Origin of the sequence: Myxococcus sp. AB056 (genome assembly GCF_006547365.1) — a bacterium.
Taxonomy (GTDB): Bacteria; Myxococcota; Myxococcia; order Myxococcales; family Myxococcaceae; genus Myxococcus; species Myxococcus virescens.
The window spans coordinates 76976-92872 of the sequence record NZ_VHLB01000004.1 but is presented as its reverse complement, the minus strand read 5'-3'; the positions used below and the strand labels follow the sequence as shown (position 1 = coordinate 92872).

The 15897-nt window shown below is 68.9% G+C and carries 12 protein-coding genes and 1 pseudogene; 2 read left to right on the top strand and 11 right to left on the bottom strand.

Annotated features, from left to right (window positions below; translation table 11 throughout):
• The first annotated feature begins 9 nt into the window (after positions 1-9).
• Both FMP39_RS03235 and FMP39_RS03225 read left to right on the top strand, forming a co-directional pair.
• Positions 10-3183, top strand: coding sequence for an efflux RND transporter permease subunit (locus FMP39_RS03235; protein WP_141588550.1), 3174 nt, complete (start codon positions 10-12; stop codon positions 3181-3183).
• Positions 3184-3609: 426 nt separating this feature from the next.
• Positions 3610-5079 (top strand): TolC family protein, encoded by a 1470-nt coding sequence (locus FMP39_RS03225; protein ID WP_228557611.1) that lies wholly within the window; start codon positions 3610-3612, stop codon positions 5077-5079.
• Between the two features lie 453 nt (positions 5080-5532).
• On the opposite strand, the gene FMP39_RS03215 is transcribed toward FMP39_RS03225, so the two are convergent.
• The 11 genes and pseudogenes from FMP39_RS03215 to epsY form a co-directional block, all read right to left on the bottom strand.
• Positions 5533-6330 (bottom strand): alpha/beta fold hydrolase, encoded by a 798-nt coding sequence (locus FMP39_RS03215; protein ID WP_141588549.1) that lies wholly within the window; start codon positions 6328-6330, stop codon positions 5533-5535.
• Between the two features lie 168 nt (positions 6331-6498).
• Complete coding sequence (locus FMP39_RS03210) at positions 6499-8607, bottom strand: von Willebrand factor type A domain-containing protein (protein ID WP_141588548.1); 2109 nt, start codon at positions 8605-8607, stop codon at positions 6499-6501.
• Between the two features lie 347 nt (positions 8608-8954).
• Positions 8955-9326, bottom strand: a complete 372-nt coding sequence (locus FMP39_RS03205; protein ID WP_141588547.1) for a hypothetical protein — start codon at positions 9324-9326, stop codon at positions 8955-8957.
• 266 nt (positions 9327-9592) lie between these two features.
• Positions 9593-9967, bottom strand: a complete 375-nt coding sequence (locus FMP39_RS03200) for a DUSAM domain-containing protein (RefSeq protein WP_141588546.1) — start codon at positions 9965-9967, stop codon at positions 9593-9595.
• Positions 9967-10382: pseudogene (locus tag FMP39_RS03195) on the bottom strand (hypothetical protein). Before FMP39_RS03195 ends, FMP39_RS03200 begins: the two are co-directional and overlap by 1 nt.
• Positions 10383-10591: 209 nt before the next feature.
• Positions 10592-11836 carry an exopolysaccharide biosynthesis GT2 family glycosyltransferase EpsU gene (epsU, locus tag FMP39_RS03190; protein ID WP_141588545.1) on the bottom strand — a complete coding sequence of 415 codons (1245 nt, stop codon included), beginning with the start codon at positions 11834-11836 and terminating at the stop codon, positions 10592-10594.
• 15 nt (positions 11837-11851) lie between these two features.
• Positions 11852-13375 carry a PCP family exopolysaccharide biosynthesis protein EpsV gene (gene epsV / locus FMP39_RS03185; RefSeq protein WP_141588544.1) on the bottom strand — a complete coding sequence of 508 codons (1524 nt, stop codon included), beginning with the start codon at positions 13373-13375 and terminating at the stop codon, positions 11852-11854.
• Positions 13372-13776 (bottom strand): exopolysaccharide biosynthesis response regulator EpsW, encoded by a 405-nt coding sequence (gene epsW, locus FMP39_RS03180; protein ID WP_090491206.1) that lies wholly within the window; start codon positions 13774-13776, stop codon positions 13372-13374. Before epsW ends, epsV begins: the two co-directional genes overlap by 4 nt.
• A gap of 26 nt (positions 13777-13802) precedes the next feature.
• Entirely contained in the window at positions 13803-13979 is a 177-nt protein-coding gene (locus FMP39_RS37315; RefSeq protein WP_011557330.1) for a hypothetical protein, read from the bottom strand.
• A gap of 11 nt (positions 13980-13990) precedes the next feature.
• On the bottom strand, positions 13991-15241 hold the full coding sequence (gene epsX / locus FMP39_RS03175) for an exopolysaccharide export protein EpsX (protein WP_141588543.1): 1251 nt from the start codon (positions 15239-15241) through the stop codon (positions 13991-13993).
• Positions 15242-15244: 3 nt separating this feature from the next.
• Positions 15245-15886 (bottom strand): exopolysaccharide export protein EpsY, encoded by a 642-nt coding sequence (gene epsY, locus FMP39_RS03170; protein WP_194858217.1) that lies wholly within the window; start codon positions 15884-15886, stop codon positions 15245-15247.
• Positions 15887-15897: the final 11 nt, after the last annotated feature.

Sequence of the window (15897 nt, the reverse complement as noted above, 5' to 3'; positions counted from 1 at the left end):
CACCTACCCATGTTGCGAGCACTCATCGCGTTCTGTGTCCGAAGCCGCCTGCCCGTCCTGTTGCTGACACTGGGCATCGGCCTCTTCGGTGTGAAGGCCTATCTCGAAACGCCCGTGGAGGCGTTTCCGGATGTCACCAACCTCCAGGTGAATGTCATCGCGCAGATGCCCGGGCTGGCGCCCGAGGAAATCGAGCGGCAGGTGACGGTGCCCCTGGAGCGTGTGCTCAACGGCACGCCGGGCATGGTGCAGATGCGCAGCGAGAGCCTCTTCGGGCTGTCGCTCATCTTCCTCACCTTCGATGACGGCGTGGACCCGTTCAAGGCGCGCACCATCGTCGGGGAGCGCATGTCCAACGCGGACATGCCGGACGGCGCGGACGTGCGGCTGGCGCCCGAGGCCACGCCGCTGGGCAAAATCTACCAGTTCCGCGTGCTGAGCGACCGGCACACCCTCACCGAGACGCGCTCGGAGATGGAGTGGAACATCGCGCGGCACCTGCGCCAGGTGCCCGGCGTGGCGGACGTGCTCAGCCTGGGCGGCTTCCTCAAGGAGTTCCACGTCCAGGTGGACCCGTCGCGGCTGCTCGCGCACGAGCTGACGCTGGCGGACGTCACCGAGGCGCTGGAGCGCTCCAACCGCAACGTGGGCGGCGGCTTCTTGCGCCAGGGCGACCAGGAGTTGCTCATCCGCGGCGTGGGCTACCTGCGCGGCGCGCAGGACGTGCAGAGCATCGTCCTCAAGAGCGAGGACGGCACGCCGGTGACGGTGGGCGACGTGGCGCGGGTGGTGGCGTCGCACACGCCGCGCCGCGGGTCGGTGAGCCACAACCTGGACATGGATGTCACCGAGGGCGTCGTCCTGCTGCGCCGGGGAGAGAACCCCAGCACGGTGCTGGAGGGCGTGCACGCCAAGGTGGAGGAGCTGAACTCGCGGGTGCTGCCCAAGGGCATGCGCATCGAGCCCTTCTATGACCGGAACGACCTGGTGGGGCACACGCTGTCCACGGTGCACCACAACCTGCTGCACGGCGCGCTGCTGGTGGTGGCGGTGGCGTGGCTGTTCCTGCGCAGCCTGCGCTGCTCGCTCATCGTCGCGTCCGTCATCCCCCTGGCGCTGCTGACGGCCTTCATCGGCCTGAAGATGGTGGGCCTGCCCGCGAACCTCATCTCCATGGGCGCCATCGACTTCGGCATCCTGGTGGATGGCGCGGTGGTGCTGGTGGAGAACGTGCTGCACGAGGCGGGCGTGCAGCGTCCCCGGCGGCGCAAGGAGATGCTGGGGCTCATCCTGCGCTCGGCGCTGGATGTGGCGCGGCCGACGTTCTTCGCGATGGCCATCATCATCGCCGCGCTCATCCCCGTCTTCACGCTGGAGCGCGTGGAGGGCCGCATCTTCCGGCCGCTGTCGCTGACGTACAGCTTCGCGCTGGTGGGCGCGCTCGTCTTCGCGCTGACGGTGGTGCCCGCGCTGTGCGCGCTGCTGCTTCGGCCGAAGGACGCGGAGGTGAAGGAGCCGAAGCTGCTCACCACCCTGCGGGAGGGCTACGGCCGCGCGGTGACGTGGCTGATGCCGCGCAAGCCGCTGGTGTTCGCGAGCATGGCGGCGCTGGTGCTCTTCACCGGCGTGGTGGGCTCGCGGGTGGGCAGTGAGTTCCTGCCGGAGTTGGATGAGGGCGACATCAACATCTTCGTGGAGATGCCGGCCAGCATCTCCCTGGGCAAGGGCGCGGACCTCCTCCTGGAGGTGCGGCGCAGGCTGCTGGACTTCCCCGAGGTGAAGGAGGTGCTCGTCGAGCAGGGCCGCCCGGAGGACGGCACGGACAACGAGGCCGTCAACATGGGCAAGACGTTCGTCCGCTTCATGCCCGAGGAGACGTGGCGCAAGGGCTGGGACAAGGAGCGACTGGTGCGGGAGATGCGCGCCTCACTGCTGGAGATTCCGGGCGTCAGCTTCAACTTCTCGCAGCCCATCAAGGACAGCGTGGAGGAGGCCATCAGCGGTGTGCGCGGCAAGGTGGTGCTGAAGATTTTCGGCACGGACCTGGCGGCCATGCGCGGCACGCTGGAGCAGGCCGTCACGTCGCTGCAGAACGTGGAGGGTGTGGTGGACCTGGGGCTCTACCGCGATTCGAGTGTGCCGCAGCTCCAGGTGGTGCTGGACCGTCCCGCGCTGGCGCGTGCCGGCATCGACGTGTCCACCGCGCAGGACCTGGTGGAGACGGCCCTGGGCGGTCGGGTGGTGACGGAGCTGTGGGAGCAGGAGCGGCCCGTCCCGGTGCGCGTCATCCTGCCGGGCACGGAGCGTGACGACGAGGCGCGCATCGGCGGCATCCTGGTGCCCACGGCTAGCGGAGGCCATGTCCCGCTGCGCGAGGTGGCGCGGCTGGAGAAGGCGCTGGGCCGCGCGAGCATCAACCGCGAGGCGAACAGCCGCACCCTGGCGCTGAAGTTCAACGTGGAGGGGCGCGACATGGGCTCCACCATCCAGGAGGCCATGGCCACCGTGGAGCGCGAGGTGACGGTGCCGGAGGGCACGTTCCTCAAGTGGGGCGGCGAGTTCGAGAACCAGGAGCGCGCGCTGGGACGGCTGGCGGTCATCGTGCCCATCTCCTTCCTGGTGGTGTTCGCGTTGCTCTACGCGGCGCTGGGCTCCATGCGGAGCGCGAGCGCGGTGCTGGCGGGGGCGCCCTTCGCGATGTGCGGCGGCGTGCTGGCGCTGGCCGTCACGGGCATCCCGCTGTCGGTGAGCGCGGCGGTGGGCTTCATCACGCTGCTGGGGCAGGTGTGTCTGGCGTCGCTGCTGGTGGTGAGCGCGGTGGATGACCGGCGGAAGGCGGGTGAATCCCTGGAGGCAGCGCTGCCGGCGGGCGCGGCTAGCCGCTTCCGCGCGGTGCTGATGACGGCGCTGCTGGCAATGCTGGGGTTGATGCCGGCGGCGCTCTCCAGCGGAGCGGGCAGCGAGACGCAGCGGCCCTTCGCGGTGGTCATCATCGGCGGACTGGTGACGGCGGTGCTGGTGTCGCTGTTCGCGCTGCCGGCCTTCTACTCCGTCATCGTGGGGAAGCATGTCGCCTCCACGGGCTCGCGGGACGAGGAGGACGAGGACCTGGACTCCGGCGTGGAGCACATCGGGCCGAAGGGGCACGGCCCGGAGCAGGGCACCGCGGGGGTGGCGGCGTGAGGCGCTTCAACGGGACGGGCGCTCAGCAGGCGTCAGTGGCGGGGCCGCCAGGCGGGAGCGGTGGTGAGGCACGGTTCGGAGGACTCGTTGGTGGTCATTGGCGTCAGGGTGAGGTGGCGGCATGAGGCGCTTCATTGGGACGAGAGTCCGGAGGTCTCCTGGTGGTGCACGGCGAGGCATGGCGGGCCGAAAGGCCCGGCACCGCTGGAGCATCGATGCTCTTCGGAGAGACACCGTCTTTGGACCCGTTCTGCGAAGCGGTGTGCGTTCAGCGAACGGTGGCCTGAAGCGCTTCCTGCCGGTGCGTGCCCACTGGGCGGTGCCGGAGACGGAGCCATGCGGCGCCAAGCGAGGTTTCAGCACAGAGGGAGTTCCATGGCTGTCGTTGGTGTCGGAAGGCGATCAGGGCGAGGCGGAGGTGACGGAATGAGGCACTTCACCGCATGGGGTGTGCTGTGTCTGTTGATGGCCGGGCCTGCCCGAGCGGAGCAGGCCGATACTCCGTTGCCGGAGCGACTCACGCAGGAGCAGATGCGGTCCGAGGCGACATCACCGGACCGGCTCACGCAGGAGCAGCGGCGGTTCGATACGCCGCCTCCAGGTCGATTCGCGCTGGCGCAGAACCGGTCGGATACCCCGCCGGACCGACTCCTGCTCGCACAGACGCGGTCCGATAACCCACGGGACTCACTCACGCAGGAGCAGAAACGGATCGAGGAGGCGCCTCAGGAGCACATCACTCTGGAGCAGGCGCTGTCGTTGCTGGACGAGCGCAGCCCGTGGGCCGCGGCGGAGCGCTCGCGCATTGACGTGGCGGCGGCGGACCGCGTCGAGGCGAGCATCCTGCCCAACCCCTCGTTCAGCTATGGAACGCAGCTCCTGGCCGCGGGCGTGAACACCGGTTCGTCGGTGGTGCACGAGCTGTCGCTGGAGCAGCCCCTGATGATTTTCGGGCAGCGCAGCGTGCGCCGCGAGCTGGCGGAGCGCAACGTGTCCGCCGAGCAGGCGCGCGTGAAAGCCTCACTGGCGGAGCGCGTGCTGGCCGTGCGCGAGGCCTTCGCGGTGCTGCTGACGAACCAGGAGGAACTGCGCGTGCTGGAGGAGACGGCGGTGGACCTGGGGCGCGTGGAGAAGGTGGTGAAGGGCCGGGCGGCGGCGGGTGACTCCAGCCGGTATGACGTGGAGCGCATCGAGGTGGAGAGCCGCGCGCTGGAGGTGGAGGTGCTGAATGCTCGCGCCAACGTGGCCGACGCCTCCGGACGGCTGGCCGCGTTGCTCGGCATGGAAGGGTGGCACCCGAAGGCGCAGGGCTCGTTGCGGACCACCGAATCCCTGCCGGACCTGCCGCTCCTGTGGGAGTCCGCCCAGCAGCGTCGGCCGTCGCTGGTGGCGGCGCGCGCGCGGCAGGCCGTGGCACGAGGCGGTCTGGACGTGGCCCGCAGGGAGCGGCTGCCAGTGCCGTCCGTGGCGGCGGGTGTCATGTTCACCCGGAATGAGCAGAGCACCATCGCCCTGGTGGGCGTGGGACTGCCATTGCCGCTCTTCGACCGGAACCAGGGCGCCGTGGCCCGCGCGTCCGCGGAGATGCAGGCCGAGGCCCGCGCACTGGAAGCGGAGCTGGCCGAGGCCCGCGCGGAGCTGTCCCGGGCTCACGCCGTCCTGGAGGGCCGCAAGGGCGCGTTGGCGCGGCTGGAGCATGACGTGGTGGAGCGGCTGCCCACGGTGCGCCGGATGGCCGAGGACGCCTACCGAGAGGGGCGCGGAGGCATTCTGGAGTTGCTGGACGCGTTCCGCTCGCTCAAGGACATGCGAGTGCTTCACCTGAAGCAGCAGGAGACGGTGAAGCTCGCTGAGGCCTCGGTGCTCTTCGCGGCGGGGCTGGACACGGCGCCCTGACGGGAGCTTGCGCTCGCGCCTGGCGGAAGTGCCCCGGCATGGCGGGGCATCACGCCAGGCGCGGGCGCGGGGCTCAGGGCAGGGTGGGCACGCGGTCGAAGTCGATGGTGCTCACGGGCGCGAAGGACTCGAAGCGGTCCTCGCGGTGCTCTGAAGTAGGTCGCCAGAAGCATGCACAACTTCTGGGGGATGCGACCGGCAAGGCGCCCTGCCGAATTGGGGCTGACAGCAGACAACAGGCGGAAGCTGGAGTGGGCGCTGCGGCAGGCACGCGACGCTCGCCACTTCCGTCGCCTTCTGGCCATCCAGCTCATCGCCGAGGGCAAGGGCCCTGGCGAAGCTGCGCACCTGGCGGCTGCTGAATCTCTCGCCCCAGGAAGTCCTCCGCAAGGCAGGTTGCCTCGCCGAGGGTTTTGGGCTGCGCGATTGGTTAGAGAATTGCTGGAGACCTCCTTAGGTCAGCTCGCGCAAGAACTGCACGACCACGGCTCCCAGTCGCTCGGGTTGGTCAAACGGAAGACCGTGGGCGGCGTTCTGTACCTGTTCGATTCGCACACGTGGGTTGAGGCTCCGCAGTTCCATTGCCATCTCGAGCGTGACGACGGGGCTGCGGTCTCCAATGACGAGGAGGGTCGGGACGTCAATCGCGCTCATCACGTCGCGATACTCGGGGTTGGGCGGCGTGAGAACGTCGAAGGCGCCCAGCCGGGTGTTCAGTCGCGCCTCGGCAAGAAGGTCGATGATTTCGGGCGAGCGATGCGGGTTGCGGGCTCGGGCCTGTGCAACGAGGTCAGACTTGTGCAAGCCGAGGGCCCGGCGGTGTTGGTCGGCGACGTCGCTGTCGCGCACCTCGCGTTGGCGCTCGGGGCTCAAGAATGTCGGGTCGACCAGGATGAGGCGGCGGAGGCCCCCCATCCCTCGACTCGCCACCACCGCGGCGGTCATTCCGCCCATCGAGTGGCCAAGCAGCACCGGACGAGAGAGCTCCAGACCGCGGATGAGGCCCACGACGTCGTTCGCGTGGTCGTCGTACCGGTAGCCGTGGTGCGGCGTGCTCGAACCGCCGTGCCCTCTGGCGTCGGGCATGACGACGTCGAATTCACCTTCGAGCACACGCGCCAGGGGAGTCCAGCAGGCGCCGTTCCCCATCAGTCCATGGAGCAGAACGACGGGAGGGTTGGCACCTCCGGTTCGGAGGTAGTGGATGTTGATGCCGTTCGTTTCGCAGACTCCACTCATCCAGGTCGTCATGGAGCCGTTCCTACCTGATCGCGAGGCCAGCTTCCCGCGAGTCAGCGTCATGAATGCTCCGCTGGCGGAGGACTCGGTGCTGTTCGCTGCCGGCTTGGACTCAGTGCCCTGAGGAATGGGAGCCGCTCGCGCCTGGCGAAAGGACCGCGCCAGGCGCGGGCGCGGGGTTCAGGGCAGGGTGGGCACGCGGTCGAAGTCCATGGTGCTCACGGGCGCGAAGGCCTCGAAGCGGTCCTCGCGGTAGTCCAGGGCGCGGGCCTTCTGGATGAGGGCGCCCAGCTCCGCCACGTCATCGCGGGCCTTCAGCGGCTGGCCGACTTCCTCCCAGAAAGAGAACAGGGCGTCATAGGTCAGCGGTCGTACCCAGTAGGAACCGCGCAGCTTCTCGGCGAAGGCGGCGGCCACGTAGGACAGCCGCGTGGGCGGTGTGGCGCGGTCGTAGGCGGGGCGGAGGACGCTCGACGGCAGCGGCTTCTCGATGAGCTTCGAGTCCCCACCCTCCGGCGCCTTGTAGCGGATGCGCAGCGTGCCGAAGGACGCGGAGGGCTCGGTCAGCTTCACCTCGTAGAGCGCGGTGACGGCGTGGCCCGCGCCGATTTCACCCGCGTCCACGCGGTCATCGGCGAACTGCTCCTTGGTGAGCATGCGGTTCTCGTAGCCGAGCAGGCGGTAGTGGGACACGGCCTTCGGGTTGAACTCCATCTGGAGCTTCACGTCCTTGGCCACCACCTGGAGCGTGCCGGTGAGGTTGCGCACGAAGATGCGGTGCGCTTCTTCAATCCGGTCCACGTAGGCGTAGTTGCCCTCACCCACCTGGGACAGGCGCTCCATCAACACGTCGTTGTAGTTGCCCATGCCGAAGCCGACGGTGGACAGGGTGATGCCCTTCGCCGCGCGCGCACGGATGCGCTCCCAGATGCTGTTGGCATCCGTGAGCCCGGTGTTGGCCACGCCATCCGAGCAGAGGATGACGCGGTTGATGCCGCCCTCCACGAGGTGGGAGGCCGCGAGCGAATAGCCCATCTCCAGGCCCGCCTGGGCGTTGGTGGAGCCCTCGGTGTGCAGGCTGTCGATGGCGGCGCGGATGACGTGTGCGTGCACGGCGCTGGTGGGCTCCAGCACCAGACGCGCGGTGGAGCCGTACACGACGATGGAGACCTGGTCGCGCTCATCCAGTTCGTTCACGAGCAGGTGCAGTGCGCGCTTCACCAGGCCCAGCCGGTTCTCCAGGTTCATGGAGCCGGACACGTCGATGACGAAGACGAGGTGGCTCGGCTTGCGCTCCGGGCGGCTGACCTCCCGCGCTTTCACGCCGACGTGGACCACGTGGTAGCCCTTGCGAACGGGAGACGGGAAGCCTTCCACCTGGACGCTGAAGGGCGCGCTGCCCTGGTGCGCGTAGCCGTAGTCGAAGGTGTTGACGAACTCCTCCACCCGGACGGCCTGCTCGTTGGGAAGGCTGCCGCGCTCCAAGTAGGCCCGCGTCAGCGTGTACGACGCGGAATCCGTGTCGACGGAGAAGGTGGAGAAGCGCTCCTCCTCCGTGTTGATGGTGGGATTGACGCCGTACCCCTGGAAATACATGTGGAAGGGGGAGACCGGCGCGGGCGTCACGGCGGGGGCAGGGGGCTCGACATCTCTGCGGGCGAGCCGGGGCGCGCTCGGAGGCGTCGGAGGCGCCGAACGGCCAAGGGACTGCGAGGGCAGGATGGAGGACGGTGGGCCGTTGATGGCGATGCCGGCGTGGCCGCTGGTGGGGCGCTCTGCCAGGCTTTCGTAGGAGCGGGTAGCGCCGCCCTTGCTACCCGGACGGGCGACGGCGATGCGCTTGATGAACTCCTGGTCGATGTTCACGCCCATGGTCGTGGAGCCCACGTCGATGGTCGGCGGAGCGGCGATGACACGTCCCGGCTCCTCCGATGCAGCGGCGAGGAGTTCCACGTCGACCCGGGTGGTCCGGTTGAGACGCAGTTGAATGGCGGAGCGTGTGTAGGGCTTGAACCCTTCCTTCTCGAACGTCAGCGTGTAGTCGCCCGGTGGGAGCTGCGGGATGCGGTAGCTCCCTTGTGCATCGGTCGAGACTCTCAATTCCCCCTGAAGGTTGGGGGAACTCGCGGTCACGACAGCATTGGAGACGGGAACGCGCCGATATGCGTTACGCACCGTCCCGATGACGGTGCTGGTGTTCGGATGTCCGCCGGCATCGGGCTGAGCCAGCGAGGGAAAGGCGAACAGCAGCAGGAAGACGCACAGCACACTGCGAGCGACGGAATGCATCGTGGGCCACCTCGGAGGAACAAGAGGTGGCCATCTTCCAGAGAGCGCTCGTGAAGAACTTCATGAGCGCCTCGCCTCTTCATCACGGTTCCAGCATCAATCGCGCGCCAGGATGCCGGGGCTAGAACGGGTCCGGGTGGGCTGACCAGGCAGTCGCCACGTCGAGAATTTCCGTGGCCTCCGTGTTGAACCCGAGCCGTTGGAGGAGCAGGCCGGTCGACACCGGTGGACGTCGAGAGCTGTTGGCAACGCTCGATACCTCGCGTGAAGGCATCGCCCGCGAGCAGGTCCGAGCTCCATCCACGCATCACGATGCCGAGGTCATCGCCGCGTTGATGTCCGGCAGGTCAATGGGAAGGGGCATCGCCGCCTTCCTCGGGCTTGCCGCGCCAATCCACCCGAAGGAGCGGCTTGTCCGGCGTCAACGCCCAGTCGATGAGGCGGCGAACGAAGCCGGGGCCCACGGCGGTGGAGTCCCAGGTCGGGACTCGCACTCGAATCCAGCAACTGCCTGCGTCTGGGAGTCCTGGAAACTCCCGGCCGACGACGGCCAGGAAGCCCTCCTCGGCGGGTTGCTCCAGCGGATACTGGACGTGGAACCGCTTGTCGTCCGCGATGACGTGCAGGACTTTTTCCGGTCCATCCGCTGCGTCCACCCACCAGATGAAGAGGCGGCCTTCCCGGTGGAGCTTACGTCGTCCCTTGCTACGCACGCCCATCCGCGTTGCCTCCTCCGCACAGCCGCATCGGCTGCCCGCGCCGCGCCATTCCTACACACGAAACTAAAGTCCAACTCGAGTCTCATGCAAGACAGCCTGCGCAACTGCGCCCGTCCTCCCAGCGCTGACGTTGTGCGCGGCCTTGGCGGTGGCGCGGGACTCGGCGCGGCCTGCCGCGGCGTGCGGCAGGGTGGCTCCGCCCCGTGTTGGTGACGGTGGCTCCTGAGTACGAGGGGGGCGCGGCGTCAGTCTCGCTCCCGTCGTCGTTACGGCTCGTCGTCGAGGTCTTCGAGCTGCCCGGCTGCAACGTCGCGGTAGAAGGGCACCACTTCTTCGGCGAGCACGTCTCTCATTTCCTGGCGGGCGCTGTCGAAGTCACCCGCGCGCTTGTCCTGGTACATGCGGTGAAGCGCACGCATCAGGCGCCAGGAGCCATCCTTGATTCGGCGCATGGCTTCCCGCAGAAGTTCCGTTGCGCCCGCTTCGGTCTGTAGCGCGGTGTCCGCGTCGCTGATGGCAACCTCTCGCGCGGTGCGCCTGAGCAAGCTCCGCACGTCATCCGTCAGCTCCAGCGGGATGCCTTGATTCAACACGCCATGTGCGAGGGCGCGCACCGGGTCCCAGTCGGGGCTGTCGTCCATTACTTCCTCCGCGTCTTTCTTCCGGGCTTGCACATCGATACGGGCCACTCTTCTTGGGCCTCGCAGCGGCGCAGGCACTCGTAGCAAGGGCCCGTCCACCCAGGCTCCGTCTTGCAGTCGCCGTAGAACCGAATGCACTCGCGCCGCCATTCGGGAAGGTCCCCGTTGTGGGCGTCGTCCCAGATGACGGGTGCCTCTTCTTCCTTGGCGGCCTCGTCCATGGCTGCCTTGACGCCTGCCATGTACATGGCGGCTTCGCTCGCCGTGAGGCCGCACGCTTCGGGGACGCCAGGGTTGCGCTGGATGCAGCACGACACGGTGTCAGAGCAGGTCGCGAGCGCGTACGCATCGCGACGGCTGGCGGTGCCGGTGGCGTGCTGGAGCAACCTGGCGCGAGGGTGGCGAAGAGGCACATCTATCACCCTGCATAGGTAGTCGGCAGGGGTAGAGCCACCCCTCAATTTCTACGTAGCGCAGTTGGTGGCACGGCGTCTTAGGGGCGTTGGGCCGCACTCTGAATGCCCACTAGGTCTGACGTGAGAATGCGCCCGCTCTGGCTGCCCGCGCCGCGCCGTTCCCATGCACGAAACTCAAGTCCAACTTGAGTTCTGTGCACACGGCCCGCTACCGGTTCTCGCCCTCACGCGAGGTCCGCACCCACTCACCGCGCTTCTCCGCGCCGGGGCCGCGCAGCATGAGCCACACCTTCCACACCACGTAGACAGGCGCCCAGGCCAGGTCCAGCAGGCCGCGAATGCCCACGCCAGACACCCACCAGCCGCGCAGGACATACGCCCCCAGGCTGGCCACGCTGAAGCCCGCCACGCCCAGCGCCCATGGCATCGGGTTGTGGGACCACCAGGCGAACGCCCCGGCCATCACCGCGCAACCCACCGCCGCCAGCACCAACTGGCTCAGCGGCGGCACCAGCACGTCCATGGCGATGTCCAACAGCGTGCCGTCCCTCTTCCGGAGGCCGTCCTTCAGCAGCGGCCACCCGTGCAGCTTGCGCATCTGCGCGCGGCCACCCTCCCAGCGCTGGCGCTGCGAGCGGCTCTGCTTCTCGCCGGACACCATCTCCCCCAGCACCTCCGCCTCCCAGACGTAGTGCACGCGGAAGCCGTTGTGGGCCAGGCGGATGCCGTACTCCAGGTCCTCCACCACGCTGAAGGCGTCATGCGGCACCTGGGCCAGCGCGTGGTGCGTGAAGCACATGCCGTTGCCGCGCAGGCCGCACGACACGCCCAGGGCCTCGCGGCCCTGTGAGCGCACCTTGTGGAACATGCCCAGGGCAATGGTCATCAACCGCGTGCGCCAGGACGCCGTGGGGTTCATCACCCCGTAGTGCGCCTGCATGGCGTGCGCCCCTTCGGCTCCGGCCTTCGAACCCTCGACACCCTCGATGCGCTTCGCGAAGGCGGTCAGCAGGTTGGGCGACACCACCGTGTCCGCGTCCACCACCACCACCGCCTCGGCGAAGCCGTCCTGCTGGCTGAACTCGAAGGCGTGGGCCAGCGCGTAGCCCTTGCCCCGCTTCGTCGTGTCCTGCCGCTCCAGGACGAAGGCGCCGGCCTCGCGCGCCTTCTGCGCCGTCGCGTCAGAACAGTTGTCCGCCACCACGATGATGCGCCGCAGGTGCGCCGGGTAGTCGACCTCGGACAGGTTCTTCACCGTCCGGGCGATGCCCAGCTCCTCGTTGTGCGCGGGGATGATGATGTCGAACTTCCGCGGCCCGATGCGCGTCGTCGGCGGCTGGGGCCGATAGGAGAGCAGCGTCAGCGTCAGCAGATAGCCACACGCCACCGCCACGGGAAGCTGCGCCACGCACAGCGCCACGTCCAGCCACGTCCACGATGTCACGACATGCACCCCCGAGCGCGCTGTTCAGCGCCGCTCCAGCTCCGCCAGCACGGGTAGCTTCAGAATCCGCTCGACCTGCCACTTCTCCAGAATGCGCCGGCGGATGATGTCCAGCGCCAGCGCCGCGAAGATGCCCATGCCGATTCCGCCCACCACGCCCGCGGCGACGATGAGCTTCACCTTCGGCTTGGACGGCCGCTCCGGGAAGGTGGGCGGCGACAGCACGCTGAAGCGGTGCTTCATGGACGCGCGGGAAATCTCCAGCTCCGTGCGCGCCTGGTCCAACCGCCGCATCTTCTCCTGGTGCCGCATCACCAGCATGCGCACCCGGTCCGCCGCCACCGACACCTCCGGGTCATCCGACGTGGCCGGCCCGCCGAACGTCGCGCCGCCCATGGCCACCGTCGCCAGCCCGGACTCCAGCTCACCTGGGTCACCGCCGTTGCGCACGTACTCGTTGATGAGCTCCGTCATCTCCGAGCGCAGCGCAATCAACTGCGGCGAATCCTCCTGGAGCGAGGAGATGCGCTGCTCCAGGTCGGTGATGATGGGGTGCTGCGGCGAATAGATGACGCGCTGCTCGGACAGCTGGTTGCGCAGCTCCGTCAGCCGCCGCGAGCGGAAGTCCTCCACGTCGCCAATGGCCCGGCGCTTCGTCTGAATCATGAAGCGCATCTGCGCCAGCAGGTGGTCGGTGTTGATGCCCAGCGCGGCGTTGGCCGCGGCCGCGGCACCGCCCCGCCGTCCCTTCTTCTCCTCCTCCTTCTTCTGCCGGGCCTCCACGCGCTTCACCGCCGCGTTGAGCTGGCCAATGGCCTGCTGGATGCCCGCGGCCTCCTCCACCACCTGCTTCTCCAGGATGGTGATGGCCTCCTGCACCGCGCCCATCTCCGCCGCCTGGCGCATGTCGAGGAAGTTCTGCTGCGCGGCCTGCACGATGTTGAGCGCAAGCTGCGGGTCGGTCCACTCCACGCCGATGGAGACGGTGCCCGTGCCGCCCTCCACGCCGACAATCATCGCCTGCTCCAGCATGGCGGTGAGCGCGTCGCGCTTGTCGTCGTCCGACATGGCCACCGGCGGCTTGCGCAGCACCTTCTCCTTCAGCCGGTTCAGCGGCGAGCGCTGCAGCTCCCAGTACTCCACCAGCTTCGCCTGCGCGACGATGGACTTGAGGTTGTCGTGCTTCATCACCATCTCCCACGCGGCGCGCGTGGGCTGGTCCGCGTCCACGGGGATGGAGCGCCCGGGGTTGGCCAGCGAGGAGATGATGAAGTTGCGCTGCGTCAGCATCCGCGTCTCCACGCGGTACTTGCGCGGCATGATTTTGCTGACGCCCACCGCCATGGCGGACACCGCGCCCATCACCATCAGGGCGAGGAACCAGTGCCGCATTACCGCGTTCTTCAAGAAGAAGACCGCGTCGATGGCGAAGCCCCAGTCGATGAGGTCCGCGGGCGCGTTCGTCTCCGGGCGCTCCGGAGTGAACGCGGGCCGCGGCGGCACCAACTGGGGGCGCGGCCCGGGAGCCCCGGGCGCGGGGACCGTCACGGCGCCCTCCTGGCCCCAGTGCTCTTGAGGAGCGATTGCACCCGTCGGGTGAACTCCTCCTGGGTGAAGGGCTTGCCCAGGTAGCCGTTGGCGCCGGCCTCCTCGGCGTGCGCCTTGTCCTCCGGCAAGTCCCGGGCGCTCACCACCAGCACGGGCACGTCCGCCATCGTCGCCGAGCGGCGGATGTGCTCGCAGAGGTCATAGCCGGAGATGTCCGGCAGCGTCAGGTCCAGACACACGAGGTCGGGACGCGCGGCCGTCTCCAGGTGCTTGAGCGCGGCGCGGCCACTGGGCAGCTCCACGACCTCCTTGAACCCCATGTCCCGCAGGTAGTCGCCCAGCATCTTCCGGAAGAAGGGGGCGTCCTCCACCAAGAGGACCGTGTGCAGGTCGGACTCCATCCGTCGTCAACCTTTCTGAAACTCGCTCAGCCGAACCCGAGCCGTGGCACCCAGACGAGGACGCCATACGTGTATGCCGCGTTGAAGAGGACGAACCAGAGGATGGCCTTCTTCAGCCCCCGCATCGGATGCGGATCCCTCGCCGCCTTGGCTGGCAGGGCGATGGTGAGGATGAGGACGGACATCAAGATGAGCTTCGCCATGGCGCCAGCCCTCAGAGAATACCAGTTTGCCGCACGGAGAGGCCCAGCGTCGCGGCCCACGTCAGCCGGGCCGCCGGCAGTTCGGGCGAGCGGCTCCACGTCCCGCGGAGGTCGGTATCCACGGACACCCACCGTGTGAGAATCCAGGAACCAGTGAAGCCTCCGGAAAGGATGGTGTCCCCACTACTTCCGCCCACGGCCGCGGCGCCGCCGCCAATGGCGGACACGCGCACGCGGGGCCCCAGGGCCCAGGTCCCCGTCAGCGTCAGGTCCGCCCGAGGGTAGACGCGCGCCGTGAGCCGGTCCGTGAAGGGGACGAGCCGCAGGTCCGCCCGGCCGTTGAAGTCCGCGGTGCGCGAGGGAATCCGGTGGCTCACCCCGACATTCAGGTTGGGGAGCAGCTCCGTCCGGGGCGCGTCCAGCGGGCCGGGCTCGGGCTCGCCTTCGCCGGGGGGCACGGGGATGGTGTGCACCACGCTCACGCCCGCTCCGGCTTCCAGGGAGGTGCGCCTGTCCACCCGGTGCCCCCAGGCCTCCCGCAGCGTGACGATGGTGTTGTTCGCCCCGGTGGAGAAGCGCGCAGAGTTGAAGGCCACGGAGGTGGTGATGGCGCTCAGGGGTGACAGCGCATGGCTGAGGGACACGTCCGCGCGCGGGCCATACTGCATGGGCACCGCTTCGCGGGCGGGCCCGTCCAGGCCGCCGCTGATGGAGAAGCCGCCGGAGCCGGTGAGGTTCCACCGCCGCCCCAGCCAGCCGGTGTCCGCCGTCAGCGTCGTCGCGGAGGAGAGGAAGTAGACGGTGTCCGCCTGGGGCAGGGGCTGCAGGGGCCCGCCGCTTCCGGGAGGCCGCTGCGGCCCGTCGGGGTCCGTGCCCGGTGTGCCGCCGGGCAGGGAGCCCAGGTCCGTGGTGAGGAGGTTGACGCTGCCCAGCACCAGCTCCTCCGACAGGCGCAGGGACAGGCCGCGCTCGGGGCGCCACAGGCCGGCCAGGCGGCCCATGTGCTGGATTTCGGTGCGCGCGCGGGCGGTGACTTCGCGCAGGCTGATGCGCGGGGTGTACTCCACCTGGAGCGCGGCGTTGCCGTCGCGAATCTCCAGGCCCAGGAGCGGGGTGACGTCGGTGTCGCCCGCGACACGGGGGGCCTCGGGGGCGGGGGCCTCGTTGGAGCGCAGGCGCGAATCGACGCGCGCGGCCGTGGCGTAGCTGACGGAGGCGGAGGACACCTCCAGCAACGCGACGGTGAGGACCGTCCCCAGCACGGGTTATTCCACCACCACCACGTCACCGGGGCGCAGGCGGAAGGTGGGCGCGCGCCCCTCGGCGTGGATGAGGTCGTCGTAGCGGAAGCGGATGCGCTCGGGCGCGGCGCCCTCTTCCTGGCGCATGACGAAGATGCGGTCCTTGTGGGCGTACTCGGTGAAGCCGCCCGCGCCGGCCAGGGCCTGCAGCAGGCTGGCGCCCGGGTCGATTTCCAGCGGACCGATGCGGTTGACCTCGCCCACCATGGTCACCTTGATGGGGCGCGCCATCTCCAGCGCGACGGTGACGACGGGGTGGTTGATGTAGTCCTTCAGCCGCGTCTGGATTTGCTGCGACAGCATGGCCGGCGTGTGGCCGGCGGCCTCCACGTCGTCCAGGAAGAGCAGGCTGATGCGGCCGTCCTCGCGCACGCGGGCCTGCGTGGTGAGCGACTCCTGGTTCCACACGCGGATGTTGAGCAGGTCACCCGCGGCGATGCGGTACGCCGAGTCCACCGGGGGCGGCTTCTCCTGGTAGTCATCCACCCAGGTGTACTTGCCCAGGCCCCGGCAAGCGGGCGCCAGCAGCAGCAGCAGCGCGGCGCAGGCGAACGAGCGCCAGGGATGGCGCGGGGCGGAAGGCGGCTGGCGGTGCGTGGACGGCATGAGCGGCGGAA